Genomic DNA, 23,011 nt, shown 5'->3' on the forward strand with positions numbered 1-23,011 from the left:
CCACAGTACCCCGGCGGCCAGCGCCCCAATGGCCGTATTGAGAAAATTGACGGCGTTATTACCCAGATACTGGCGGCGCTCGAGGGTAGCCCCAGCAGCGAGTCGCTGAGGTTGCCGACGGTGCCGGCCAGCGGCAGCCACCACAGGGCGGGCCCCAGCCAACGCTCAGGCAGTAGGCCACGGCCAGTACCGCACTGCCGGCCAGGCCCAGCAGCGTGCCTTCCAGACTAATAACTCCATCGAGTCCGCGCTTATCGGGCCTGAAGGTGAGGATATTATAGAAGCGGTGGCCATACACGTTGCCCAGCTCCGACGCCAGCGTATCGGCGGTGGCAGCGGCAAAGCTGCCGGCCAGCAGCAGGCCGCCCAGCGGGGCCAGCGCCGGATACTGCCAGCTTAGCAGCCCCAGCAGTCCGGCTACGCCGGCATTGGCTAGCACCTGGCCCGCCGTGCGGCGGCCTTTATTGGCCTCAGCCAGGCCCAGGCGGCGCTTGTCGGCCACTTTCCAGGCCGAAGCGGCCGTACCAAGCCCGAAAAACAGCCCCAGCAGCGCCAGGCCGGTAAAGCCTGTGCCCAGGTAAATAAGCAGGCCCACCCCACCGCCAACTAAACTCGCCACCACCGTCAGCTTACGGGCGCGCACACTGTAGCCCATTCCCAGGCCCACTAATAAGAGTACAAAACCGAGGCGAATTACCATTAGCAGCAAAACAACGGGCGCAAAATTGCCAGCAGTTAACGTAAACCATAAAAGGCCAGCAAAGATATTTGCAAGGGCAACTACGTGCTTTACGAGGGCACCCAAGTGCTACAGCAATTGGACTCACCGCTAGTTTTAAGGGCTAATTATATTTCAGGAAAACGCTATTTTTCAGCAGTAAGTCGGCAAGCGGAAAAATACTTTCAAAAATTTCAAAGGCAGCCTCCATTGATAAATAGACTAACAGCTATTTTCACGTAACAAAAATGTTTTTGCTTGGTAGCCGATGCCTGGCAGGTAATCATAAAGGGCCCGTAAATACCTGTAGGTTTCTCCTCTTAAGCGCGCAGAAACAAGCGCTTGCCGGCTCCAGGGCAGTAAACAACAAGCTTATCAGTTGGTTCGCTAAAAACTACAGCGCTGGACTTAGGAAAACATATTTTTAATTTTCAGCTCCTGACTTTCTTCTAAAATCACCTACAGCAGTACGGTTTGCACAAGGCAAAATTCAAGCCCGCTTGCTTGCTACTGGCTGCATGGGCGCTTGTAATTGCTGCCATAGCATTATCGTTTTTACATTTGTTGCGTAACCCTCCTATTCACCTTATTTTTCTTTTAGCACATGGCGCTGAATTTTGATGAATTCCAGAAAGTAGTAGAAACTGCCCAGCAAGCCGAAGCAGTTAAAGTTGACCTGAAGCGCGTGCTTAAAAAGGTAACCTCGGCCCTCGAAGGGCTGCAAGCCGCGCTGGGCGAAATGGAAACGGTAATGGCCGACGACTATATGCCGGCCGGCCGCAAGCCTCGTAAACCCCGCGCCGCCAAAACCGAAACGGATGGTGCTCAGTCGGGAGCGCCGCGCAAGCCGGGCCGCCCCAAGAAATCGGCTGCCTAAGCGGCCGCTGGCCCTACCACCCAGGCCGGGGCCTGCCTTTACACGAAGGCAGGCCCCGGCTTTTCGTTAAAAAGCGCCTCATACTGCGCCAGCGGCCGTATTTTCACAGGCTAAACTATAGAAGCAACCCGGTATAATGCCTCATCTTCAAATTGATGACCTGCTGGTGGAGGTCGTCTACAAGCGGGTGCGCTACCTGCGCCTGACGGTGCGGCGACCCGACGGACGCATTGAGATTGGGGCACCGCCGCGCACTACGGAGGCTGCCATCCGCAGCATGGTGCTGCAGAAGCAGGCCTGGATTCGCAAGCACCAGGCGGCTTTTCGGGCGCAGGAAGTGCCGCCCGCGCTACAGTACCTAGCGGGCGAAACGCACTATTACCAGGGGCAGCCGTATCGGCTGTGCGTAGTGGAGCGGCCCGGCCGGGCGCAGGTAGCGCTGGTCGGCCCTGAGCTGCACCTGCTGGTACCGGCCGGCACGAGTGCCTTGCAGCGGCAGCGAGTAGTGGCCGGCTGGCACCGGGCGCAGCTCCAGGCGCTTATTCCGCAGCTGCTGGCCAAGTGGGAGCCGGTGGTAGGAGCCCAGGCCGCGGCCTGGGGCATCAAGCAGATGAAAACCCGCTGGGGCACGTGCAGCATCCGCGCCCGGCGCATCTGGCTTAGCCTGGAGCTGAGCAAATGGCCCCTGCCCTGCCTGGAGTACGTGGTAGTACACGAGCTGGTGCACCTGCACGAGCGCCTGCACAATGCCCGGTTTTGGGGATTGGTAAACCAGGCTATGCCCACGTGGCAGGCAGCTCACCAGGCCCTGAAGCAGGGCCGGCCCGACGCCGGGTCCCAACCGCAACCCAGGCGTACAGCGTAAGCCCAGTACCGGCCCGGCAGCCGGAGCGGCGCTACTTTAATGAATCGTAGAGCCGGGCCATTTCGATGACCGGGTTATGCCCCAGGTAATCGCGACAAGGCTGGTTATACTTGGAAGTCGGCTTTCTTTTCACATCTTCGGGCTTGCCGCCCAGCGGGTTATAAAATTCCCAAATGGTGCCGGTGCGCTCAAACTGCCGGGCCGAATCATCCAGGGCTTTTTCCAGAATAAGCCGGGCGGCCGCGCGGCGGCCGTAGCGCAGGCAGCCCCTGGCGGCCCAGTAGGCCATGCTGTTCCAGGCCGGCCCGCGCCACATGCGCAGCTCAAATTTTGGGTCGCGCCGCCCTACTGTGGCAATGGGGTGCTCGGTAAGAAAGACCTCCTTATTGAGCAGGTAGGTATCGATATAGCGGTCAGCCTGGGCCTGGGTGGCGGCCCCGGTTACCAGGGGCCACATGCTTTCGGAGGGCAGGTTGCGCAGCGCCGGGTTTTTTACGGCCCAGCTGTCGTAAAACATGCCATCGGCCGGCACATACAAGCTCGTTTGAATAAAGGCGCGCAGCTCGGCGGCCCGCTTTTCATAATAAGCCGCATCGAGGCCCAGCTGCCGGGCCCACTGCGCGGCTATGGTATAAAGCGCATACACGTGGCTGGTGGCGTCGACGCAGGCCAGGGCTCCGGGAGCCACTTCATCGAACCGGATGCCTTCGTCGACGCCGCTTTCCCATTTTTTCAGCAGAATATCGTTGTAGAAAAAGCCGCCGCTTTCGACCTTCCGGTTATTCTCAAACCAGGTTATCTGCCGTACCAGCGGGGTATAGAAGTGCTTAACTACGGCGCTGTCGCGGGTGACGTGCACATACTCCTGCACGGCCAGCGGCCACAGCGGCGGGTGGCCCTGGGTATCCTTGTTCCAGCGCACCGAGTCGCGCCCCGACAGCCCGCCGGGCATGTAGATAGAGCCCGGCACCAGCCCGTTGGGTTCCTGGTTTTTAACATCATTCAGCAGCTGGTGCAGCGCGTGCTCGGGGTAAGAGGGCAGCACATCCAGCGCCTCGTGCACCACGTCCCAGTGCCCAAACGCATTGCCGTAGACGTAGCCGGGCCCCAGGTCTTCCCACTCGTAGTCGAAGGGCCAGGCGGCGGGGTGGGTAGCTTTTTGGTGCAGAGCCGCTACGTAGCGCAGCATGGGTCGCCAGGCCGGCTTGCCCACCCGGCCCGCATCGCGGCTGAGCTGCGCCCAGCTGCCGGCGGCACCCGGTGGCACCTGAGCCGTCAGCCTGGTGAGGCTGGCAATAAAAAGAAGAGCCGACAAAGCAGTTTTTAAAGTCATTTTACATATCTTAAATAGTTAATATTAACACTCGAAAGCCTATTGAAGCTCGCCGCAAGCTAATGCTGACCGAGACTCGTCGTAGCGGAGACAGCCGGCGCAGTGGTCCAAATTACAGCCGCTCGCAAGTTGGGGTACAGCCCGCCCCTACACAATTGAGCAACCGGCCGGCAATGATGCCTAGAGCAGCTGCCGCCAAGTGCGTGGGCAGGCGTCGTCCCCGCTACCTTCGCTTACTCTTTACAGCAGTGCTTTTTACTTTTGGCCGATGCGACTTTTTCAGTACCTGCTTCTGGCCTTGTGCCTGGGCATTTTTCCCACGTACGCGCAGAATCTTACCATCGTGCATGCCAATGTGGTTGATGTGGCTACCGGCCAGATTCAGCCCGACCAGACGGTAGTTATTACCGGCAAGCGCATTGTTCGGGTTGGCCCTTCTGCCCATATCACTCCGCCAAAGGGCCGCCTGATTGACGCCCGCGGCAGTACCTCATGCCGGGGCTGTGGGATATGCACACCCACGTCTATTTCGACGGCACGGCCAGCGCCGGCACCAGCCTGATTTTGCCGCTGCTGGTCGCCAACGGCATCACCGGCATCCGGGACATGGGCAGCGAGCTGGACTCCATTCTACACGCGCGCGAGGCCGTGGCGGCCCATCGCCTGCTGGGCCCGCGCATGGTGGTGAGCGGCCCGATGCTCGACGGCCCCAAATCGCCCTACAAAGCCTCCATTGCCATTGCTACGGCCGAAGACGGCCGCCGGACGGTCGACCAGCTTAAGGCACGCGGGGTCGATTTTATCAAGGTTCAGTCGCTGGTACCACGGGCGGCGTACTTTGCTATTGCTGCCGAGGCTAAGGCTGTGGGTCTGCCCTTTGAGGGGCACGTGCCCGATGCCGTGCGAGCCAGCGAGGCCGTGGCCGCCGGCCAGCGCAGCTTCGAGCACCTGATTGGCATTTTTGAGGCCAGCTCAACGGCCGAAGACGCCTACGTGGCCGGCAGCCCCAAGTCGCCGGCCAGCCTGCTGGCCACCTTCGACCCGGCCCACGAGGCCACTATAATTGCACTGCTGGCCAAGCACCGGGAAATATGGCAGTGCCCCACGCTGTTCTGGGAGCGCGGCCAGTGGCTGGTTGATAGCATTGCGTGGCGGCAGGCCCCGACCTGGCGTACGCGGGCCACAGCTGGGTAGCGCAGCGCTGGCCCAGGGCCCAGCTCAGCATTGCCAAGAGCATGGATACCGACCCGCTGCCGGTGCGGGCGCGCTTCGTCGGCCACGAGCTCGACCTGGTGCGCAAGCTGCACGCAGCGCAGGTGGGCTTCCTGGCTGGTACGGATATGCCGGCCGGTGTCGACTTGGTGCCCGGCGTGAGCCTGCACCTGGAGCTTCAGCGCTTCGTGGCGGCGGGCTTTACTCCCCTGCAAGCCTTGCAAACGGCCACGCTCAATCCGGCCCGGTTTTATGGCCGCCTTCAGGACTTTGGCTCGGTGCAGGCTGGCCGCCTCGCCGACCTGGTGCTGCTGAGTGCCAACCCTTTGGCCGACATTGCCAACACCCAGCGCATTGTGGGCGTGCTGGCCGACGGGCAGTACCTCTCCCGCCCCGACCTGGATGAGCTGCAACGCCGCTTGCGGCAAGTAGCGGCCAGCAAGTAGCCGCGATGCTTTGTCCGCTCCGTTTTGTAATCCAGCTTTAAACTGCTTGCAGGCCTCCCAAACTACCCTCCCATCAACAATACATTTTATGAAAAACCCTTTACTGCTAGTGCTGCTCTTTTGCGCACAGCTGCTGCCGGTGGCTGGCTGGGCCCAGCGCAACTATCCTACGCCGGTAGAGGGCGATTTTGCCCTGCCGAAGTTTCGCTTTGAAAGCGGCGAAACCCTGCCCACGCTCACTATTCACTATACCACGATTGGGCAACCCCGCCGAGACAAAGCCGGGAAAATTGTAAACGCGGTGCTCATCATGCACGGCACCACGGGGCGGGCTCCAATTTTTTGAGCGAGCAGTTTGCCGGCCACCTGTTTGGGCCGGGACAGCTACTCGACGCGGCCAAGTACTACATCATTCTGCCCGATGCTATCGGCCACGGCCGGTCGAGTAAGCCCAGCAACGGGCTGCGCATGAAGTTCCCGAAATATAGCTACGACGATATGGTGGTCGCCAACTACCAGCTCCTGACCGGGAAGCTGGGCGTGGCGCACGCCCGCCTGGTGATGGGCACCTCGATGGGCGGCATGGAAACCTGGGTATGGGGCTATAAATACCCCGACTTTATGGACGCGCTGCTGCCCCTGGCCAGCCTGCCGGTAGAGATAGCCGGCCGCAACCGCATGCTGCGCAAGATGGCCATCGACCTGATAGAGCTGGACCCGGCCTGGCAGGGCGGCGCGTACACTACCGAGCCGAAAGTGGGGCTCACCGGGCCGTGTCATCGCTCTTTTTTATGACCAGCAGCCCCAAGCAGCTGCAAAAGCAGGCCCCTACCCGCGAGCTGGCCGAAGCGGCCCTGGCCAAAACGGAAGCCCGCTTTTACAGCTCGCTCGATGCTAACGACATGATTTATCAGTTCGATGCCTCGCGTGACTACAATCCCGCCCCGCATCTGGCGGCCATTAAAGCACCGCTGTTTGCCATCAACTCGGCCGACGACCAGGTGAACCCGCCGGAGCTGGGCATTCTGGAAACCGAAATCAAGCGGGTGGCGAAGGGCCGCTACATTCTGCTGCCCATCACCGACCTCACCACCGGGCATGGCACGCACTCCAACCCGGCTGTTTGGGGAAACTACTTGCAGGAATTGCTGACGTTGAGTGAAAAGCCGGCGCACTGAGCGACGGCTTGCCACAACAGGCAGCTACTTACCAGTGGCCGGCTGCACTGGCAGGGCCGGAAACCGGGCCGGAGCCTTGCGGTGGTGCGTGACCTGCTCGTAGGCGTAGGCGTAGGTAATGAGCGTAGGCTCATCAAATGAGCGACCCAGGAACTGGAGGCCGGCCGGCAGGTTATCGTAGGTGAAGCCCATGGGCACGGTGAAGGCAGGCTGGCCGGTGTGCGGAGCAATGAGCTGGCTGTTGTCGCCCTGGTAGCCCTTGAAGTCCCCGATTTTGGCGGGCGGGTTATTCCAGGTCGGGTACACGAGGGCACCGAGCTGGTAGCGGTCCATCACGGCCGTTACGGCGTTGCGGAAGGCAATGCGGCGCGGGTCAGTGTAGGCCTCGCCGCGGCCGGCCACGCTGGCGCTCGGCGCAACCCCGTGCGCTAGCTCATCTTGCAGATTATCTTTGATATAAGCCGAGTATTTGCCCGAAGCCAGCACCTCGTCGATGTTGTGCACGGGGCCTTGGGGCCAAGCGCGGCCAGGTATTGGTTGATGTCGTGCTTAAAAACCGAGGCCCACTGGCCGCTGCTTACCTGGGCAAAATTCGGGATTTCAACCTCTACTACCACGGCGCCCGCCTTGCGCAGGTCGGCCACCGCCTGCTCAAACAACGCTTTCACCTGCGGGTCGGGATGGCGCTCGCTGAGCGTGCGCAGCACGCCGATGCGCGCCCCTTTCAGGCCATCTTTTTTCAGAAACTGCTGGTAGCCACCAGCTGGAATCTTGCCGGCGCAGTAAGCGGTTAGCGGGTCGGCCGGGTCAGGGCCGGTGGCCATTACGTCGAGCAACCGGGTAGCGTCGGCGACGGAGCGGGCCATGGGGCCGCCGGTATCGTTGCGCAGGTACAGCGGCGCAATACCGGCCCGGCTCAGCAGCCCCAGCGTGGGCCGAAAGCCCACCAGCGCATTGTGCGACGAAGGCCCCCGGATAGAGTTGCCGGTGTCGGTGCCCAGGCCTGCCGTGCCGAAGCTGGCTGCCACCGCCGCTGCCGTGCCGCCGCTGGAGCCGGCCGGCACGTGCGCCAGGTTGTAGGGGTTGCGCGTTTCGCCCGCAATCGAGCTGATAGTGACCATCGGGCTAAAGGCCCACTCGGCCATATTAGACTTGGCCAGCACAATAGCCCCGGCCGCTTTCAGCTTTTTTACCAGGGTGGCGTCTTCCGTGGGCGCAAACCCTTTGAGGGCGAGCGAGCCGGCCGTGGTTTGCAGGCCAGCCGTGTTGTAATTGTCTTTTATAATGAGCGGAATGCAATGCAGCGGCCGCAGCTTGCCGGTACGGCGATATTCGGCATCGAGCAGCCGGGCCGTGGCCAGCGCCTGCGGATTGGTAACGATAATAGCGTTGAGCCTGGTGGGCTGGTCGTAGGCCGCAATGCGGGCCTGGTACGCCTGCACCAGCTGCTCGCAGTTGCAGTCTCCCCGCTTCAGGGCCTGCTGCACGTCGGCAACCGAGGCTTCGGTTACCTCAAAGTGCGGGCGGGCTGGCGGTTGTTTGCGGGGTGCCTGGTTGCAACTGGCCCCTAACAGCGCAGCGCACAACAGGAGGAATAAGTACAGGCTGTTTTTTTGGGTAAGGCTCATGCCACAGCAATAACGGGTTAAGCCGGGGAGACCACCTAGCACTTTGCCGAAAATAATTGTTTTTCTTCCGCCGCCCGCCCCGCCGCGCAACCGCCAGGCATTGCGCACGCGCAGGCAGGCAATGTTGTCTTTTTTAGTAATCGGCGGCACCACCCAGCCTACTTGCCACTCTATACTTGCTTGCGCCTGACCCAGAAAATCACAAAATTCAGGATAGTCGAAAGGCCAAATACGCCGGCGAGTATAAACCGATGGCGATGAGCAGCCATAAAACAGCAATAGCCTGCCAGCAGGGTAGTTATCAGATAGAGCCAATAGAGCTTCATGTTACCAAGCTAAGCACAAACCCTTGTTTCAGTTTTATCAGCACTCCCACAATACGTGAAAGCATTTTATATATCATATTATCTTAATATATCATCTTTAACTGGGAAGAACCTTCTTGCCTGCTCGTAGCCATTGCGGGTGGCAGGTTCGCGTAAGACCTTGCAGCCGCCCCCGTGTCAATGAAGCTGTTAAGGCAGTCTGCGAAATGACGTTCTTTTTTATTTTCGGGTGTTTACTAAACAGGTTCAATGACTAAAAGAGCCTTATTGTCAGGTTGTTTTACTGCCCTGAATACTTGGTTTTGAAATGAGTAGCGGGTAGAATACCGCGGCGATGAGCAGGGCAATAACTCCCTGGCCAAGCATGGCCAGTGGAGCGCCTGTTTTTTGAGAAATCGTACCGATGAGCAGGCTGCCGAGCGGCAGCATCCCGAATAAGGCCATGGCGACATAGCTCATGACCCGGCCGCGCATGTGGGCGGCGGCCTCGGTTTGGAGAATGGCAATGGCGGCGGCCATCGGGGTGAGAGACCCCAGGCCGATGAGCAGGGCAAACGGAAGGGCCAGCGGAAAGTAGCTCGTACGGGAAAACAGACTCAGCCCCCGCCCAGCACGACTACGCTCCCCAGCATAAACTTTCGCAGGTCGGCTCCCTTTTTAGCCGAAGCTAACACGAACGTACCAGCCAGCGCCCCTAGCCCAATGCAGCCGCTGAGATAGCCATATGTGGCGGCGTTGCCGCCAAAGACCACCTTGGCAAACACCGGCTCCAGTGTATCGTAGGGCAGCACCAGCAGGCTCATGGCAGCCATGAAGAGGAGTAGCCGGTTAAGTGCCGGCGTTTGCCGCAGGTACTGAAACCCCTCGGCCAGCTCGGCCGTCACTTTTTTCGGGACGACAGCCGGCCTGAACGGCGCAAACGTCATCAGCAGCAGAGAGGCCAGCACAGCCAGAAAACTGACTGCGTTCAACCCGAAACAGAAGCCGGCGCTAAACCGCTGTAAAACCAGGCCCGACAGGGCGGGGCCGATTAGTCGCGCCATATTGACCATGGCCGAATTGAGCGAAATGGCGTTGGGCAGGTCTTCTTTATGGTCTACCATCTCGTGAATCAGGGGCTGCCGGGCCGGCACATCGAAGGCGTTGATAATACCCAGGATTACACTCAGGACCAGTAGCTGCCAGATGACGTAGTGACCGGATAAAACCAGTGCCGCCAGCAGGATAGCCTGCCCCATCGAGGCCGTTTGGGTTACCAGCAGTATGCGGTAGCGCGGGTAGCGGTCGGCTACCACCCCGCCCAGCAGCGACAGCAGAAAAGAAGGAAACTGCTGCGCAAACATCGCCAGGCCAATCATTGCGGCCGAGTGCGTCAGCGAATAGATGACCCAGATGACGGCCGTACGCTGCATCCAGGTGCCGATTTGGGAAATGGATTGCCCGGCAAAAAACAGCGCATAGTTCCGGTTGCGGAAGGCGCGGAAAGTACCTCCGGTTGAGTCAGCTTTCATATACACTTAGACATTATGCGTCATTTTGTCGAATAAAAGGCAAAAAATTTAGCGCGCAAGTCCGTGGAGGGCCATGCGGATAAACATATCGGCGGCAGACGCCATTTTTGCCTCGTTAGCCTCCAGGTCCAGCTCGCGCCGTAAGCCGCGAATGCTGCTTAGCAGCACCAGCAGGAGTATCTCCAGCTCGGAGGCAGGCAGCTGGCGCAGCTCGCCCTGGCTCATCCCTTCCGTGAGCAAGTGCTCCAGCAAACGGCTTTCCTGCCGCATAATTAGCTGGTGGTGTACGGCTTTGGTTTTCTTTAAGTCTGCGAAAGCCGTTGCATCCATCCCGGCGTCGAGCATCTGAAAAAAGCCCCTTTTTTCACGTAGAACCTTTAGCTTGGTCAGAAAGAAAGCATGCAGCTTTTGTTCGGTACCGGTTGCCTGCTCCACGGCGCGGGTCATCGCCGCCAGCATTTCCCGAACTTCCAGCAGGAACACGGCCTCGAAAATCTCGTCCTTGCTTTTATAGTAGTAGTAAAGTGAGCTTCGGCCTTTGCCGATGGCTTTGGCTACATCATCCATCGTGACTTTCGCCAGGCCATGCACCTGAAACAGGTGTTTGGCCGCCGTCAGAATCTGCTGCTGGATAACCTCTTCTTTGGTAGCCATACGCGCCGATGTAGGGAACGACTTAGTAAGTGCACAAACGTACGCACTTTTAAACAATCAAACAAGAATTGTTGAAAAGCCGGAACAAGGCTGGCGGCGGGAACAGCGGCGTTGCGTGGCCGCTCGCGAAGAAGGCTTAGCCGAAGGCTGGTGAGCCATTGGCCGCCGGCACTTCCGCCGCCTGGCCGGGCGAAAATCCGGTTGCAAGCTGCGCCTATACTGGGCGGCCCAGGCAAGCCGGAGGCTATTTAGCAAGAAATAGTTGGCAGGGTGCTAAGGGTATAAGCAAGTGCCAGTTGTATTACCTCAAACGTTTGTGGCCTGGCCTTCGCCAAGAAAGTCTGGCGACCAAGGCATTGTCTACTACCTGGCTTACTTTCTTTTTTCTTCCTTTTTCCCACCCATCCATGAAGTTTTTACTATATACCCGATTGCCGCTGGTTGCAGCGGGGCTGGCCCTGCTGCCCAGCACGGCTTTTCGTCCTGCCAGCATTCAGGCGACCGAAGCGGTAAGCGTGTGGCTCACCACCGGCGACCAAACCAAGCTGCTGGCCCAGCAGCCCGACATCAGTTTTGCAGCCTCGTCGGCCTCGGCCAGCACCACCATTACCCTCGATGACCACACGACCTACCAGACCATAGATGGGTTTGGAGCGGCCATGACCGGCTCGGCGGCCTACATGCTCAATCAGAAAATGAGCGCCTCGCAGCGCGATGCCCTGCTGAGCGACCTGTTTACGAGTAGCGGCATCCGGCTCTCGTTTGTGCGGCACAGCATCGGAGCGTCGGATTTCTCGGCCTACGGTGACTACACCTACGACGATGTGGCCGAAGGCCAGACCGACACCGGGCTGAGCAAATTTGGGCTGGGCAATGACCTTACCGACGTGGTGCCGATGCTGAAGGCGGCGCTGGGCAAGAACAACACCCTCAAGGTGCTGGGTACGCCCTGGAGTGCTCCGGCCTGGATGAAAGAGGCCAAGAGCGACGGCACGCACAGCGTGCGGGGCGGCGGCTACCTCAACACCGCCTACTACCAGGCCTACGCCAACTATTTTGTGCAGTACGTGCGAGCCTACGCTGCCCAGGGAGTGCCTATTTATGCCATGACGCTGCAAAATGAGCCGGGCAACTCGGCCGCCTACATGTCGATGCGCATGGACCCCGGCAACGAGGCGGCATTTTTGAAAAACAATATCGGGCCGGCTTTCGCCAGCGCTTCGCCGGCCATCACTACCAAGCTCGTGGTTTACGACCACAACTGGGACGACAAAACGCCCACCATCAACAACTATGTCGAGTCGGTGCTCTCGGATGCAGCGGCGGCATCGTACGCGGCCGGCTCGGCCTGGCATGGCTACTCCGACCCGAGCGGCATCGCTAATATGACGACCGTGCACAACGCCTACCCCAGCAAGGACATCTGGTTTACGGAAATAACGGGCTCGGTCGGCTCCAGCTTTGCCGGCGATTTGAAGTGGCATATGTCCAACATCATCATTGGCAATACCCGCAACTGGGCCAAGAGTGCGCTGGAGTGGAACCTAGCGCTCGACCAGAACAGCGGCCCTACCAACGGCGGCACCAACAACTGCCGCGGCGTGGTTACTATTAACAACAGCACGGGGGCGGTAACGCGCAACGTAGAATACTACGCGCTGGGCCACGCCAGCAAGTTTGTGGACCCCGGTGCGGTGCGTATTGCCTCCAACTCGGTAGCGGGCGGCATCGAGGACGTAGCGTTCAAAAACCCCGACGGCTCGCGGGTGCTCATTGCCCTCAACAACAGCAGCGCTTCTAACACCTTCCAGGTGAGCTGGAACGGGCAGTCCTTTACCTATACACTGCCTGCTGGAGCCGTGGCCACCTACAAGTGGAACACGAGCGACGTACCCCTGGGCCGGGTGTTTGAGATTAGCGCCAAGTCGAACGGCAAGGCGCTGGAAATCACGGGGGCGTCGAGCAGCAACAACGCGCTGCTGCGCCAGGCTACCTGGGGCAGCGCCATCCAGCAGAAGTGGCACATGGTAGATGCCGGCAACGGCTACGTGCGCATCGTGAACCAGAACAGCAATAAGTCGCTGGAAATAGTAGGGGCCGGCACCACCAATGGCAACCAGGTAGAGCAGTACGACTGGCAGAGCATCGCCAACCAGTACTGGCTGGTGCAGCAGCAGAGCGACGGGACGTACCGCATTCTCAACAAAAACAGCGGCAAGGCGCTTGACACTCCCAGCGCGAGCGAAGGTGCCAACCTCCAGCAGTGGGACTGGACCGGGGCCGATAACCAGCGCTGGTGGCTTTCGGACCAGGGCGCGGCCCGCACGGGCTCTGCCCTGGCTACTAGCAGCGCCGCGCTTGCCGATACCCGCCTGCGCGTTTACCCGGTTCCGGTAGCGCAGGAGCTGGCCTTTGACTACGTGACCGATACCGCCGAAACGCTGCAAGTGCAGTTGCTCGACGCGCTGGGCCGCTCGGCCCTGGCCGCCCCGGCCGTAGCGGTGCAAGCAGGCACCACCAGCGTTCATCTTGGCGCTGCGGGCGTGGCCCCTGGTGCCTACGTATTGCGCGTGATAACCCGCACCGGCACGCTGACCCAGCGGGTGCTCGTGACGCAGTAAGGGCACCCGCGTACAAAAAAGCCCCCGTGCCATACCTGGCGCGGGGGCTTTTTTTGTATGCTTACAGCGGATTCCGGGTCAGTGTACAGGTTTTGTTCTGGCGTTCGCCTCACGAGCCCCTTTGGGCCCGGCCTCCGCTCCGAAAAAAAATGCGCATCAAGCATTTATCGGAGGAGCCAGTCTGGCAAAAATCGAATACTGACCACCACTCCGCGCTAAAGAAGAGCTCTGCTTACGGGCGGCTACGCCGGGGTGCGGCGCCACCCGGCTTCCTTTGTCCTATTAAAAAAACTATTCAGTAAGGCCCGCCCGCGCAATGGGTACAACGCAATGGCAACAAGTAGTATCTGGATTATTTCGGCACTTTCCATTGCGCTGGTTGTCAGCCGGCCCTTCAAAATACCGGAATTTGTGTGGGCGGTGGGCGGGGCCGCCTTGCTCCTTATTTTCCGGCTGCTGACGCTACCCGAAGGCTGGGCAGGGGTGGCCAAGGGCCTGGATGTGTACCTGTTTCTGACGGGCATGATGCTACTGGCCGAAACGGCCCGCGAGGAAAAGCTCTTCGACTGGCTGGCCGCCTACGCCACCCGCCTGGCCAGGGGCTCGGGCCAGCGGCTGTTTCTGCTTATTTACCTGGTGGGGGTGGTCGTCACCACCTTTCTTTCCAACGATGCCACGGCGGTGGTCCTTACCCCCGCCGTGGCCAGCGCCGTGCGGGCCGCCAAGGTAAGAAACCCGCTGCCTTACTTATTTAGCTGCGCCTTTATTGCCAATGCGGCCTCCTTCGTGCTGCCCATCTCCAACCCGGCCAACCTGGTTATTTGCGGCGCGCATATACCGCCCTTGTTTACCTGGCTGCCGCGCTACCTGCTGCCGGCAACGGTGGCCATCGTGGCTACCTTCTTCTTGTTGCGGCGCACACAAAAGGCCGCCCTAAGCCAGGATATTGAGCAAGATATTGAGCTGCCGAATCTTGGGCGCGGCGGGCAGGTAGCCCTGGCCGGCATCGGGCTTACGGCAGTAGCTCTGCTGGCAGCCTCGGCCCTAAACTCTTCGCTAGGGCTTGCTACGGCCCTCACCGGCACGCTGATAGCCAGCGTAGTCGTACTTATCGCCCGCAAAAGTCCGGTTGCCATTGTAAAGAATGTATCCTGGTCGGTGCTACTGCTGGTAGCTGGCTTGTTTGTGCTGGTAGAAGCGCTGAACAAAACGGGTATCACCGGCTGGCTTACTGCGCTACTCACCGCGAGTGCCGGGCAGTCGGCCACCAAAACAGCTTGGCTTAGCGGAGTAGGAGTAGCCCTGCTCTGCAACCTGCTGAACAACCTGCCCGCGGGCCTCATCGCCGGCAGTGTGCTGCAAGCAGCCCACTGCCCGGCAACTATTACGAGTGCCCTGCTAATCGGCATAGACCTGGGCCCCAACCTTTCTGTTACGGGCTCGCTGGCCACTATTCTGTGGCTGGCGGCGCTCCGGCGCGAAAAAGTGGAAGTAGGCGCCTGGCAGTTTTTAAAGCTCGGCGCACTCCTGATGACAGTGCCGCTGCTGCTGGCCATTGCGTCTTTATTTCTACTTCCCCATTAATCTGCTTTCTTTTTAGGGCCAGGGGTAAGCGTTGTGGGTAGCAGCGCTTTTGGAGTAAGGCGGGCCTGCGCGGGCGTGAGAGCCCGCGCAGGCCTGACCCGTAGGTCACACTACCTGCTCCGTTTCCCTGTGCGTTGATGGCGGGGCGGCAGGCAGCGCAAGCGGTAGTGGCCTGATAGCATAACTACCTATAGTAGAAAGCATAATGAGCGCAACAGCACTACCGGCCAAGTCATCATCAGTATTACTGTCCTGCCCGTAAACCTGCTTTCCTATGAGCGAACGGGGGTCATTTGCAAGTAATAAATTCATTAGTGCTTAATGTCAGAACATTTGGGTTATCTTTGCGTTACTTGGTAAGTAAGTACTTACCTACCTTTTTTCTCACCCACTTAACGCGCTAACCATGATACATTTGCAGCAAGCTCTTGCTCAACACTGGCACCTGAGCGCCTCGCACTATTTTCAAATGCGCCTAATCTGCTCCCTTCTACTGGGACCACTAATGGGGGTGCTATGTCTGATACTTTTCACCAAGCGCCGGGCAGCTAGCTCACACGGTACGCCACGGGTCAGGCTGCTTACCAGCATTTTTGACCTTCAGCCCGCAGCGCCCCGGCCCTTATAAGCTACAGTGACACGCTGGGTACTGCTGGCCAGCAATAAAGAAAGCCCCGCCTTTTAATCGGCGGGGCTTTCTTTAATCTCCCAAACCGGGGCCTAGGCCGGCCCGTGTGCGGCCTCAGCTTGCGCCTGCTGAGGCTGGCTCACCTTGCCATCGTTCACACCCACAAACACATAGCTACCGCTCATCATTGAGAAAATATAGTATGGCTCGTAGCTCCCGGGGTAGAGCGGGTGGCGCACGGTTACGGCGCCATAAGGGTCGGTGTAGCCTGCTTTCTTCAGCAACTCATCGGCCTGTACGATATCCATTTTAATAGGCCAAGGAATTACGACGTCTTCCAGCCAAGGATGCGCAATGAACTGGATAGGGCCAAACTCGCCCCATTGCGTCATGATGGCGAAGGCAGTGCCGCCCTTTACCTGAAACACGGCGCGCAAGCCTTTGAGCGGGCTGCCATGGCCTGGGTTACTGGCTTGGGTATTCACTTCGTAGAGCTTAGCACCGGGGTACTGCTTGGTCACCAGGTTCACGGCGATGTTTACGCAGCCTAGAAAGCTTAATGTGGCGCCAGGCGCATTTGTGTTCGCACTCATAAGTAGTAAAAAAATGTGACTGCCTGGCAATAGGCGAAGGCAGCCCAAAGGTGCTCACTTGACCGTAAGACAAAAAGGACAGTCAGGTTGATTTTGTGACACATACCTGACAACCAGACAGCCAGGTAGATGTACGCGCTTAGGCGCGTACATCTACTTGGCACCTTCTCTTGAAAATTGCATTATACAGCTGGCCATCCGAAAAAACATAGAACAAAAGCAAGTTGCTGCAAGGAGAAATTTTGTAGCAATAAGCTTATTCTGTGACATATTACCCAGCTAACTAAACAGCGCTTAGCTCAGCCGTGTAAGCTTGACGCATGAGCTTGGCAGCATCCGGGCCCTTGGGCGAGACGATGCGCAGGACCATCGGTTGAAAGTGGGCCGGCAGCTCACACCCATCGGCAGCTTCTCGCGCTGTTTCTGCCAGGTGACGTCGAGCTTACTATGGCCCTGGGCGTCGGGTCAGGATAGTGGCTGGCGAAAGATGAGTTCCACGCGGGGCGCCAGGCAGCACCCACTGCGAGTAGTGTCAGCAACAAAAAGCTCCCCTGCTAGCGGGCCCTGGCGGGCAGTAGTTCCTGCACAACGGCCCCTTTCCGGCCGGCACCAAGTCCTCCGACTTACAAAAGCCACAGCCCGAGCGGCCAACGAGCTACTGGTGCGGCTAGGCCAGGTACCTGACCAGCAGCCCAGCCAGGGCGGTGAGCGTGAAGAGCACCAGGGCAAACCGGTTGGTTTTGCGGCGCGTCGCCGGCGACTGGCGGCAGTCGGCGGGGGAGCGTAGAGAATGAACAACATCGGAGATAGGGAAGAAAGGAGACAATGCGGCATGCATCGCCAAGGCCGGGCAGCGCATTACAGCAGAAGGTTTCTCTCCTACTCGCGGGGCTTGCGGAGTGGGGTGGCGTGGGAGCCGGGACGCAGGCGCGAATAGCTTGACAATGAGGGAGGAGTAGATAGTTTTGCAGTATGACGAAACAGCTACCCCTACTTCTCCCCCTGCTCCTGGCCACGACCATGGCCTTTGCCCAGAACGTGGGCATCAACCAACCTACCCCGCAGGCCACGCTGCACGTGGGAGGCAGCACCAGCACCGTGCGCGTGGACGGCCTCACCGGCAGCGGCCAGCGGGTGCTAACCGCCGCGCCCGATGGCACGTTCGGCACCCAGGCCCAACCCACGCTGGGCGTGAGCGGCCAGACCCTGACGCTGACCAGCGGTGGCAGCAGCAGCAGCGTAACGCTGCCCACGAACACCGGCCCCACCGGGGCCACGGTCCGGCCGGCCCCCAGGGCCCAGCCGGACCCAGCGGGGCATCCGGCCGGTTTGGGGACGGCAGCGCCGGGGCGCTCACCGTCTCGGGAGTCACCGACTTTACGATGTCGCAGTCGAACTATAATTTTCAGTATACCACCATCACCGTTAACGCCGGGGCAACGCTGCTGGTGCCCAGCGGGATGATTCTGCGCGCCACTGGCAACGTCACCATCAACGGCACCATCTCGGTGCAGTTCGGCGCCCAGACGGGTGCCAGCGCATCGGCCGGCGTGGCGATGGCAGCCGCGGGCTTGCCCAATGGCGGAATCGGGCTCAACGGCACGCAGGCCACGATGCTGCCGCTGGGCGTGCTCGGGGCGGGTCCGGGGCGCGCAACACCGTCGTTACCAGCGGCGGCGCCGGGGGCGGGCTGGTGGCTATCCTGAGCGGGGGCACCTTCACGCTCGGCGCCACCGGCTTCATCAACGCCAACGGGCAGGCGGGCGTTGCCGCCACCTCCGGCGCCGTGGGCGGGAGTGGCGGGGGCGGGGGCGGCGTGGTGACCATTGCCGCCAAAACCAGCATCTCCGTGAACGGTACCATCCTGGCCAATGGCGGAAACGGGTCCAATGGGTTTGGCACGAGCAATACCTGCTGGGGCGGCGGCGGGGGTGGCGGCGGGGTCGTACATTTTCTCGCGCCGGGCAGCCCCATCATCGGGGCAGCGTGCAGGTGAACGGCGGAGCAGCCGGCGCCGCGAGCGGCTCCGGCTCGTATCTTGGGTCCAACGGCGGGGGTGCCAGCGGCGGCAACGGTGGCAGCGGCGGCACCGGGTCCCCGACTCCTCCTGGCACCGGCTCCAACGGCTACGTGCTGACTAGCGTGACGCCCACGCCCGAAAATCTCCTTAACTAGCGGAGGCAGGGCATCGGGCTGCAAAAGCCTCGTTGATACGGGCTTTCGCTCCTCCGCACGGGGCCTGCGGGTGTGGGGTTTGCGTGGGGACGTATTTGCTGCCTTTTGCACTTACTTTACCTTACAAATACAACTAGTTTTTCTTAATATTCTTATTTCAATATATTATATAAAACACATACAATTAGTCGACCGCAACGGCAGGGTTAAAAATTGACTTCAGGAGCGCTGTGATTTGAATAAGGCGAAGTGCCAGGAAGTAGCACTTTAATAGAGAAGCTGTTTAGGAAGTCGAGTTGGGCGGTATCCCCGGCGGGCTGCCGGCTTGCTAGACAGCTTCAGGGCGAATGCCGGGTCAGTGTACAAGTGACCTGAGGCCGCCAATGCTCACCAAGGGGTATGCACTGCGCGAGACCGGCTTGCAGGAACGGACTATTACCCGTTAATCGGACGGACTGCGCTTCAGTAGTAACGAGTTGCATCCCAAAGGCCGGCCCTTCTGTGAGCAGTATCTGGAGGCGAGGCGGCGCACGCAACAACAGACACGACCGCCTTTGGCGCGTGCTGTTAACGACATTGGAATGTAAATCCACTAGTTCCGCCGCTTGCTACTCCCACCTGGTTAATGCGGCCGAACATGCTGGCAATCGCTCTAAACTACTAGGCACCTACTATTTCGGTACGCGCCAAATACCCAGCGACCGTTGAAGGTGCTACTTCATTCCGCACAGTTTTGGAAATAGCGCGCACCCAGTGAGAAACTAGCTTTTCTATTCTGATAACGCCCCGTTTCCGCTGTGTACCTGCCCTTTGACTAGGGCACAGCGGAAACGAGGCGTTTCTACTCTATAGCCAAGCGCAGGGCCTGCCCACCACGCACCACGTATACGCCCGCCGCCGTGCCGGCCGGCAGCACTAGCCGCGCCGTACCCTGAGAATCAGCCGTGGCCGTAGCCACCACGCGGCCCAGGGCGTCGAGCACCCGCACCACCATACCGGGCGTGGCACCGGCGAGGGTAATACTGCCGCTGGCCGGGTTGGGGTACAGGGCCAGGCTGCCGCCCAACACCACGCCGCGCACGGGCGAGTGGGTGGCGGTGCCTGCGGCATCCACTTACCGCAGGCGGTAGTAAAGTAAGCCGGCCGGAGCGATGGCATCAGTGAAGGTATGTAGGTGCAGTGAGGCGGCTACCGGCGGCTACTGCCTCTACCTTAATAATAGGAAAGTCCATCGACACCGTGTTCACTTCTACCCGACCACCCCAGCCAAATGGAGTAAGCTTTATGGGGCTTTCATCTATGCCCAAAAAGCCCCGCTTGAATCAAGTGGGGCTTTTTAGGCTATGAATAACAAACTTTACCTTGTGAGGAATTAGCCAGCTAATTTAGCTGGCTTGAATACGAAGACAAAAACCCGGCCATAAGGCCAGTTTTCTTAGCAGTGCCAGGCCCTACGTCAATGCTATCAGCGTTGCGCCTGACCGCTAGCAGCTTCCAGGCGTCGCAGCCGGGCCTCGAAGGTTTCCATCGTGGCCGCGGCCTGGGCTTTGTCAGTAGCTACCTGAGTTTTAAGGGCTGTGTTTTCGGCTTCTAGGGCCGCTACCTGGCGAGCCAGTTCTTGGGTGGCGCTCACGTTGAGCGTCGTCAGGGCGTCGTAATCTACCGAGCGGAAATCGTTCACGTACTTGCCGTAGACGAACAGGGCAGCAACGTGGACATCGGCACAGGCAAAACGCACCGTGTGGGCGTCTACTACCGTCACTTCGGGGTCGAGGCTCTCGTTGGTGGGGGTGTAAAAGCGCATGCGGCCGCCGCTGGCCGGCAGTTCGTGGGGCCTGGCCATAGTCACGGTGAGCTGGCCGTCGGCGTAGCTCAGCTTCGTCGCCTTTTCATAGACGTTGGGCAGGGCCTGGGTGCTGCGGCTCACGGCCGTGGGCAGGAGCTCTTCTACTTCCTGGGCAATGACTTTCTTGATGATGCCAGGCGGGTTATTGACTTGGTCGATATAGGTGTAGTCGGTGATGCGCAGGCGCTGGAGCAGGGCCAGGTCGGCCGCGCGGTCTGAGAGGCCAATAACGCGCTTGATACGCCGGTCAGAAGTCGTGTTTAGCGTGCCGGCTACGATGTAGCCGCTTACCCACACCTCGCCGCCCTCGAAGTAGGCCGTAGTGCTTTTATTGCCTGACATATTACCGATGGCATTGAAGCCGCTGCCTGGGCTGAAAAAGGAGGCGCTGCCATTCGCCACCGAATTAGTAGCGGCGCCCTTCACATGGAGCGGGGCAATGGGAGTGGTAGTGCCGTGACCTGTTCCCACAAAACTGGACCATGCTAAAGTAGAGAAATCAGGCACTTGTCGTACCTTAAAACCCCAGACACTTGCCATGAAAAAAACCAAGTTTACCGAGGCTCAAATCGTGTTCGCCCTGCGCCAGGCCGACACGGGTGTGGCCGTCGCCGAGGTGTGCCGGAAGATGGGCATCAGCGAGGCCACCTACTACAACTGGAAGAAAAAGTACGGCGGACTGGGCGTACCAGAGTTGCGTCGCCTCAAGCAGTTGGAGGAAGAAAATCAGCAGCTTAAGCAGCTGGTAGCCGACTTGAGTCTCGATAAGCAGATGCTGCAAGATGTACTCAAAAAAAAGCTCTGAAGCCCGTGCAGCGTCGGCATGCGGCTCAACACCTTATCGACGCCTACCGCATTTCCGCTCGACGAGCCTGCCAGGTAATCGGCTTGCCGCGTTCCAGCTGGTCCTATAAAGCGCATGGGCGGGACGATACCGTGCTACGTCATCGTTTACGCGAGTTGGCTCAAGTGCGGGTCCGCTACGGCTGTCGCCGGCTGCACACGCTACTGCGCCGCGAAGGCTGGGCGGATAACCATAAGCGGGTGCATCGACTCTACTGCCTGGAAGGCTTGAACTTACGCAGCAAACGTCCGCGCCGCAATCGGGCGGCCGCACACCGGTTGGAGCGCCTAGCGTTAACGCAGCCACATCAGAGCTGGAGCATGGATTTCGTGGCGGACAACTTGTTCGACGGTCGCAAAATCCGGGCCTTAACGATAGTCGACAACTTTAGTCGTCAGTGCCTGGCCATTCACGTTGGGCAGTCGCTCAAAGGCGAAGACGTCGTAGCCGTCATGACGCGTCTGCAGCAGGAGCTCGGCGTGGTGCCCGCCCGCATTCAGGTTGATAACGGCAGTGAATTCATTAGCAAAGCATTGGACCGTTGGGCCTACGACCAGCAGGTCACGCTCGACTTCTCCCGACCAGGCAAACCAACAGATAATCCGTACATTGAATCGTTTAACGGCAGCTTCCGCGACGAGTGCTTGAATACCCACTGGTTTCTATCGCTGCCCGACGCGCAGGAAAAAATCGAGCAGTGGCGACAAGAATATAATAGCTTTCGACCGCACAGTTCCTTACAGAATTTAACGCCCGACGAAGTGATGGCTACCGCCCTTACTGTCGAGCTTCAGAACGCCTGATGCTCCACTTTCAACCGGCTCAGTAATTGGGAGCAGGTCACAAGATGGACAGGCAACGACGCGCGTGGCGCAGGCGCTGGGCCTGAGTGAGGCCGTCTTGGGTAAGTGGGTGCGCGCCGCGCGGGCGCAAGCCACCCGCCCGCTGGCAGCGAGGCCCTGGAGCAGGAAAACAAGCAGTTGCGGGCCCAATTAGCCCGCGCCGAAATGGAGCGCGATATTTTAAAAAAGCGCTGACGATATTTCCACAACCGACGGGCCGATGAAACGCTTCACCTTCATTGCCTTACACGCCCACCGCTGGCCCGTGCGGCAGCAGTGTCAGGTGCTGGGCGTTAGCCCCAGCGGGTATTACGCCTGGCAGAAGCGCACGCCCAGCCCGGCGGCCGAGCCCGCACCGGTCGCCGGGCAAGTGGCGGCCCTACCGGGTACGACCCAGCGCGTGTTCACCACCCATGCCGGCCGCTATGGCCAGCGCCGCCTACGGGCCGAGTTGCGGCGCGAAGGCCATGCGGTGGGCCGGTAGCGTTTGCGCGGCTGGCTCAGTAGCAGCGGCTCACACGCCTTCTGCACGCGGGTTGGCACTCGGTCGCCGCGCACCACCCAGGCCGACCCGCAGGCCATTGCCGCTGCTAATGAGCTCGCCACCTGGCCCGCTGCTACGGCACCCAACCAAATTTGGGTGGGCGACATTACCTACCTGGCCCTGGCCACGGGGCAGTGGGCATATCTGGCCTGCTGGCGCGATGCCTTTTCCCGCCGCGTCGTGGGCTGGTACGTGAGCGAATCGCTGCATACAGACCTGATTCTGATCGCTTTTACCCGAGCTGTTACGGTCTGCCAGCCTCCGCCCGACCTGCTCGTGCATGCCGACCGCGGCAGCCAATACACCAGCGACGCTTTTACCTCGCTGCTGGACCGCACCCAGGCCATTGCCAGCCTGAGCCGGCCCGGCAACCCCTACGACAACGCCCTGGCCGAGAGTGGTTGGAACACGCTTAAAACCGAACTGCTGCCCCGTGGAGCCTGCTTTGCCGACCTGGAGGAAGCCCGCTTCGAGTTGGCCGAATACCTGGACCACTACTACAATACCCAGCGGATGCACTCGGCCCTAGGTTACTGCACCCCGCTCGAAATCGAACTCCACTACCTCTTCAACCTACCTTAGCTCC

The 23,011-nt window shown here is 59.8% G+C and carries 30 protein-coding genes; 18 read left to right on the plus strand and 12 right to left on the minus strand.

Going from position 1 to position 23,011, the window contains the following annotated elements; all coding sequences use genetic code 11:
- Nucleotides 1-58: 58 nt before the first annotated feature.
- Nucleotides 59-700 (minus strand): DUF92 domain-containing protein, encoded by a 642-nt coding sequence (locus GKZ67_RS10695; protein ID WP_217278568.1) that lies wholly within the window; start codon nt 698-700, stop codon nt 59-61.
- Between the two features lie 622 nt (nt 701-1,322).
- On the opposite strand from GKZ67_RS10695, the gene GKZ67_RS10700 reads away from it, so the two are divergent.
- Together GKZ67_RS10700 and GKZ67_RS10705 are read left to right on the plus strand one after the other, a co-directional pair.
- Nucleotides 1,323-1,595, plus strand: coding sequence for a hypothetical protein (locus GKZ67_RS10700; RefSeq protein ID WP_173242263.1), 273 nt, complete (start codon nt 1,323-1,325; stop codon nt 1,593-1,595).
- 136 nt (nt 1,596-1,731) lie between these two features.
- Nucleotides 1,732-2,460, plus strand: coding sequence for a M48 family metallopeptidase (locus tag GKZ67_RS10705; RefSeq protein WP_173242264.1), 729 nt, complete (start codon nt 1,732-1,734; stop codon nt 2,458-2,460).
- 31 nt (nt 2,461-2,491) lie between these two features.
- Here GKZ67_RS10705 and GKZ67_RS10710 read toward each other — a convergent pair whose 3' ends face one another.
- A complete protein-coding gene (locus GKZ67_RS10710; RefSeq protein WP_173242265.1) occupies nt 2,492-3,775 on the minus strand; it encodes an amylo-alpha-1,6-glucosidase in 1,284 nt (427 codons plus the stop codon).
- A gap of 286 nt (nt 3,776-4,061) precedes the next feature.
- Between GKZ67_RS10710 and GKZ67_RS22600 the strand changes: the two genes are divergently transcribed.
- From GKZ67_RS22600 to GKZ67_RS22625, 6 genes are all read left to right on the plus strand, one after another.
- Nucleotides 4,062-4,355 carry a hypothetical protein gene (locus GKZ67_RS22600; RefSeq protein WP_217278569.1) on the plus strand — a complete coding sequence of 98 codons (294 nt, stop codon included), beginning with the start codon at nt 4,062-4,064 and terminating at the stop codon, nt 4,353-4,355.
- Nucleotides 4,286-4,987, plus strand: coding sequence for an amidohydrolase family protein (locus GKZ67_RS22605; protein WP_217278570.1), 702 nt, complete (start codon nt 4,286-4,288; stop codon nt 4,985-4,987). The genes GKZ67_RS22600 and GKZ67_RS22605 overlap by 70 nt, the downstream gene beginning before the upstream one ends.
- Nucleotides 4,942-5,451 carry an amidohydrolase family protein gene (locus GKZ67_RS22610; protein WP_217278571.1) on the plus strand — a complete coding sequence of 170 codons (510 nt, stop codon included), beginning with the start codon at nt 4,942-4,944 and terminating at the stop codon, nt 5,449-5,451. Before GKZ67_RS22605 ends, GKZ67_RS22610 begins: the two co-directional genes overlap by 46 nt.
- An 88-nt stretch (nt 5,452-5,539) precedes the next feature.
- The gene (locus GKZ67_RS22615; RefSeq protein WP_217278572.1) at nt 5,540-5,797 is read left to right on the plus strand and encodes a hypothetical protein; all 258 of its coding nucleotides are present in this window, start codon (nt 5,540-5,542) and stop codon (nt 5,795-5,797) included.
- Nucleotides 5,794-6,246 (plus strand): alpha/beta fold hydrolase, encoded by a 453-nt coding sequence (locus GKZ67_RS22620; protein ID WP_217278573.1) that lies wholly within the window; start codon nt 5,794-5,796, stop codon nt 6,244-6,246. Before GKZ67_RS22615 ends, GKZ67_RS22620 begins: the two co-directional genes overlap by 4 nt.
- Nucleotides 6,225-6,629, plus strand: a complete 405-nt coding sequence (locus tag GKZ67_RS22625; RefSeq protein ID WP_217278574.1) for a hypothetical protein — start codon at nt 6,225-6,227, stop codon at nt 6,627-6,629. The genes GKZ67_RS22620 and GKZ67_RS22625 overlap by 22 nt, the downstream gene beginning before the upstream one ends.
- 24 nt (nt 6,630-6,653) lie before the next feature.
- Here GKZ67_RS22625 and GKZ67_RS23490 read toward each other — a convergent pair whose 3' ends face one another.
- From GKZ67_RS23490 to GKZ67_RS10740, 6 genes are all read right to left on the minus strand, one after another.
- Entirely contained in the window at nt 6,654-7,133 is a 480-nt protein-coding gene (locus GKZ67_RS23490; protein WP_254244758.1) for an amidase family protein, read from the minus strand.
- On the minus strand, nt 7,058-8,257 hold the full coding sequence (locus GKZ67_RS10725; protein ID WP_254244759.1) for an amidase: 1,200 nt from the start codon (nt 8,255-8,257) through the stop codon (nt 7,058-7,060). The genes GKZ67_RS23490 and GKZ67_RS10725 overlap by 76 nt, the downstream gene beginning before the upstream one ends.
- A gap of 170 nt (nt 8,258-8,427) precedes the next feature.
- A complete protein-coding gene (locus tag GKZ67_RS10730; RefSeq protein ID WP_173242266.1) occupies nt 8,428-8,583 on the minus strand; it encodes a hypothetical protein in 156 nt (51 codons plus the stop codon).
- Between the two features lie 270 nt (nt 8,584-8,853).
- Nucleotides 8,854-9,102: a hypothetical protein gene (locus GKZ67_RS22630; protein ID WP_217278575.1), complete on the minus strand. Its 249-nt coding sequence runs from the start codon at nt 9,100-9,102 to the stop codon at nt 8,854-8,856.
- A 77-nt stretch (nt 9,103-9,179) separates the two neighbouring features.
- The gene (locus tag GKZ67_RS10735; protein WP_217278576.1) at nt 9,180-10,094 is read right to left on the minus strand and encodes an MFS transporter; all 915 of its coding nucleotides are present in this window, start codon (nt 10,092-10,094) and stop codon (nt 9,180-9,182) included.
- 48 nt (nt 10,095-10,142) lie between these two features.
- Nucleotides 10,143-10,748: a TetR/AcrR family transcriptional regulator gene (locus GKZ67_RS10740; protein WP_173242267.1), complete on the minus strand. Its 606-nt coding sequence runs from the start codon at nt 10,746-10,748 to the stop codon at nt 10,143-10,145.
- A 407-nt stretch (nt 10,749-11,155) separates the two neighbouring features.
- Here GKZ67_RS10740 and GKZ67_RS10745 point away from each other — a divergent pair, with 407 nt between their 5' ends.
- Nucleotides 11,156-13,369, plus strand: coding sequence for an RICIN domain-containing protein (locus GKZ67_RS10745; RefSeq protein ID WP_173242268.1), 2,214 nt, complete (start codon nt 11,156-11,158; stop codon nt 13,367-13,369).
- Nucleotides 13,370-13,699: 330 nt separating this feature from the next.
- Nucleotides 13,700-14,953, plus strand: coding sequence for an arsenic transporter (locus GKZ67_RS10750; RefSeq protein ID WP_173242269.1), 1,254 nt, complete (start codon nt 13,700-13,702; stop codon nt 14,951-14,953).
- Nucleotides 14,954-15,673: 720 nt separating this feature from the next.
- On the opposite strand, the gene GKZ67_RS10755 is transcribed toward GKZ67_RS10750, so the two are convergent.
- Nucleotides 15,674-16,174, minus strand: coding sequence for a hypothetical protein (locus tag GKZ67_RS10755; RefSeq protein WP_173242270.1), 501 nt, complete (start codon nt 16,172-16,174; stop codon nt 15,674-15,676).
- A gap of 667 nt (nt 16,175-16,841) precedes the next feature.
- On the minus strand, nt 16,842-17,000 hold the full coding sequence (locus GKZ67_RS10760) for a hypothetical protein (protein WP_173242271.1): 159 nt from the start codon (nt 16,998-17,000) through the stop codon (nt 16,842-16,844).
- Nucleotides 17,001-17,146: 146 nt separating this feature from the next.
- On the opposite strand from GKZ67_RS10760, the gene GKZ67_RS10765 reads away from it, so the two are divergent.
- The 4 genes from GKZ67_RS10765 to GKZ67_RS10780 are packed head-to-tail and all read left to right on the plus strand — an operon-like array spanning nt 17,147 to nt 18,349.
- Complete coding sequence (locus GKZ67_RS10765; protein ID WP_173242272.1) at nt 17,147-17,638, plus strand: hypothetical protein; 492 nt, start codon at nt 17,147-17,149, stop codon at nt 17,636-17,638.
- Nucleotides 17,623-17,880 (plus strand): hypothetical protein, encoded by a 258-nt coding sequence (locus GKZ67_RS10770; RefSeq protein ID WP_173242273.1) that lies wholly within the window; start codon nt 17,623-17,625, stop codon nt 17,878-17,880. The genes GKZ67_RS10765 and GKZ67_RS10770 overlap by 16 nt, the downstream gene beginning before the upstream one ends.
- Complete coding sequence (locus GKZ67_RS10775; RefSeq protein ID WP_173242274.1) at nt 17,868-18,170, plus strand: hypothetical protein; 303 nt, start codon at nt 17,868-17,870, stop codon at nt 18,168-18,170. Before GKZ67_RS10770 ends, GKZ67_RS10775 begins: the two co-directional genes overlap by 13 nt.
- Nucleotides 18,161-18,349, plus strand: coding sequence for a hypothetical protein (locus tag GKZ67_RS10780; RefSeq protein ID WP_173242275.1), 189 nt, complete (start codon nt 18,161-18,163; stop codon nt 18,347-18,349). Before GKZ67_RS10775 ends, GKZ67_RS10780 begins: the two co-directional genes overlap by 10 nt.
- Before the next feature lie 841 nt (nt 18,350-19,190).
- Here GKZ67_RS10780 and GKZ67_RS10785 read toward each other — a convergent pair.
- Nucleotides 19,191-19,463 (minus strand): T9SS type A sorting domain-containing protein, encoded by a 273-nt coding sequence (locus GKZ67_RS10785; RefSeq protein ID WP_173242276.1) that lies wholly within the window; start codon nt 19,461-19,463, stop codon nt 19,191-19,193.
- A 351-nt stretch (nt 19,464-19,814) separates the two neighbouring features.
- Nucleotides 19,815-20,666 carry a tail fiber domain-containing protein gene (locus GKZ67_RS10790; RefSeq protein ID WP_173242277.1) on the minus strand — a complete coding sequence of 284 codons (852 nt, stop codon included), beginning with the start codon at nt 20,664-20,666 and terminating at the stop codon, nt 19,815-19,817.
- A gap of 67 nt (nt 20,667-20,733) precedes the next feature.
- Here GKZ67_RS10790 and GKZ67_RS10795 point away from each other — a divergent pair.
- The 4 genes from GKZ67_RS10795 (at nt 20,734) to GKZ67_RS10805 (ending at nt 23,007) form a co-directional block, all read left to right on the plus strand.
- Nucleotides 20,734-21,842 (plus strand): IS3 family transposase gene (locus GKZ67_RS10795; RefSeq protein ID WP_410505014.1). Its coding sequence is split into 2 segments (ribosomal slippage): nt 20,734-20,995 and nt 20,995-21,842, totalling 1,110 coding nucleotides; the frame shifts between segments, so codons are not numbered across the junction.
- Between the two features lie 105 nt (nt 21,843-21,947).
- Nucleotides 21,948-22,076, plus strand: a complete 129-nt coding sequence (locus GKZ67_RS24135; RefSeq protein ID WP_262889599.1) for a hypothetical protein — start codon at nt 21,948-21,950, stop codon at nt 22,074-22,076.
- A 25-nt stretch (nt 22,077-22,101) separates the two neighbouring features.
- The gene (locus tag GKZ67_RS10800) at nt 22,102-22,365 is read left to right on the plus strand and encodes a helix-turn-helix domain-containing protein (protein WP_173242279.1); all 264 of its coding nucleotides are present in this window, start codon (nt 22,102-22,104) and stop codon (nt 22,363-22,365) included.
- Between the two features lie 3 nt (nt 22,366-22,368).
- Nucleotides 22,369-23,007, plus strand: coding sequence for an IS3 family transposase (locus GKZ67_RS10805; protein WP_173242280.1), 639 nt, complete (start codon nt 22,369-22,371; stop codon nt 23,005-23,007).
- Nucleotides 23,008-23,011: the final 4 nt, after the last annotated feature.

The organism is Hymenobacter sp. BRD67, from assembly GCF_013256425.1.
Classification (GTDB): Bacteria; Bacteroidota; Bacteroidia; order Cytophagales; family Hymenobacteraceae; genus Hymenobacter.

Excerpts from the sequence above, each read along its gene's own strand:
- GKZ67_RS10730 (WP_173242266.1), bottom strand. The coding sequence starts at position 8,583 with ATGAAGCTCTATTGGCTCTATCTGATAACTACCCTGCTGGCAGGCTAT.
- GKZ67_RS10735 (WP_217278576.1), bottom strand. The coding sequence starts at position 10,094 with ATGAAAGCTGACTCAACCGGAGGTACTTTCCGCGCCTTCCGCAACCGG.
- GKZ67_RS10705 (WP_173242264.1), top strand. The coding sequence starts at position 1,732 with ATGCCTCATCTTCAAATTGATGACCTGCTGGTGGAGGTCGTCTACAAG.
- GKZ67_RS10695 (WP_217278568.1), bottom strand. The coding sequence starts at position 700 with ATGGTAATTCGCCTCGGTTTTGTACTCTTATTAGTGGGCCTGGGAATG.
- GKZ67_RS10750 (WP_173242269.1), top strand. The coding sequence starts at position 13,700 with ATGGCAACAAGTAGTATCTGGATTATTTCGGCACTTTCCATTGCGCTG.
- GKZ67_RS10740 (WP_173242267.1), bottom strand. The coding sequence starts at position 10,748 with ATGGCTACCAAAGAAGAGGTTATCCAGCAGCAGATTCTGACGGCGGCC.
- GKZ67_RS22630 (WP_217278575.1), bottom strand. The coding sequence starts at position 9,102 with ATGGCCGCCGCCATTGCCATTCTCCAAACCGAGGCCGCCGCCCACATG.
- GKZ67_RS22605 (WP_217278570.1), top strand. The coding sequence starts at position 4,286 with ATGCCGGGGCTGTGGGATATGCACACCCACGTCTATTTCGACGGCACG.
- GKZ67_RS10755 (WP_173242270.1), bottom strand. The coding sequence starts at position 16,174 with ATGAGTGCGAACACAAATGCGCCTGGCGCCACATTAAGCTTTCTAGGC.
- GKZ67_RS10800 (WP_173242279.1), top strand. The coding sequence starts at position 22,102 with ATGAAACGCTTCACCTTCATTGCCTTACACGCCCACCGCTGGCCCGTG.
- GKZ67_RS22600 (WP_217278569.1), top strand. The coding sequence starts at position 4,062 with ATGCGACTTTTTCAGTACCTGCTTCTGGCCTTGTGCCTGGGCATTTTT.
- GKZ67_RS10745 (WP_173242268.1), top strand. The coding sequence starts at position 11,156 with ATGAAGTTTTTACTATATACCCGATTGCCGCTGGTTGCAGCGGGGCTG.
- GKZ67_RS10765 (WP_173242272.1), top strand. The coding sequence starts at position 17,147 with ATGACGAAACAGCTACCCCTACTTCTCCCCCTGCTCCTGGCCACGACC.
- GKZ67_RS10700 (WP_173242263.1), top strand. The coding sequence starts at position 1,323 with ATGGCGCTGAATTTTGATGAATTCCAGAAAGTAGTAGAAACTGCCCAG.
- GKZ67_RS10725 (WP_254244759.1), bottom strand. The coding sequence starts at position 8,257 with ATGAGCCTTACCCAAAAAAACAGCCTGTACTTATTCCTCCTGTTGTGC.
- GKZ67_RS22615 (WP_217278572.1), top strand. The coding sequence starts at position 5,540 with ATGAAAAACCCTTTACTGCTAGTGCTGCTCTTTTGCGCACAGCTGCTG.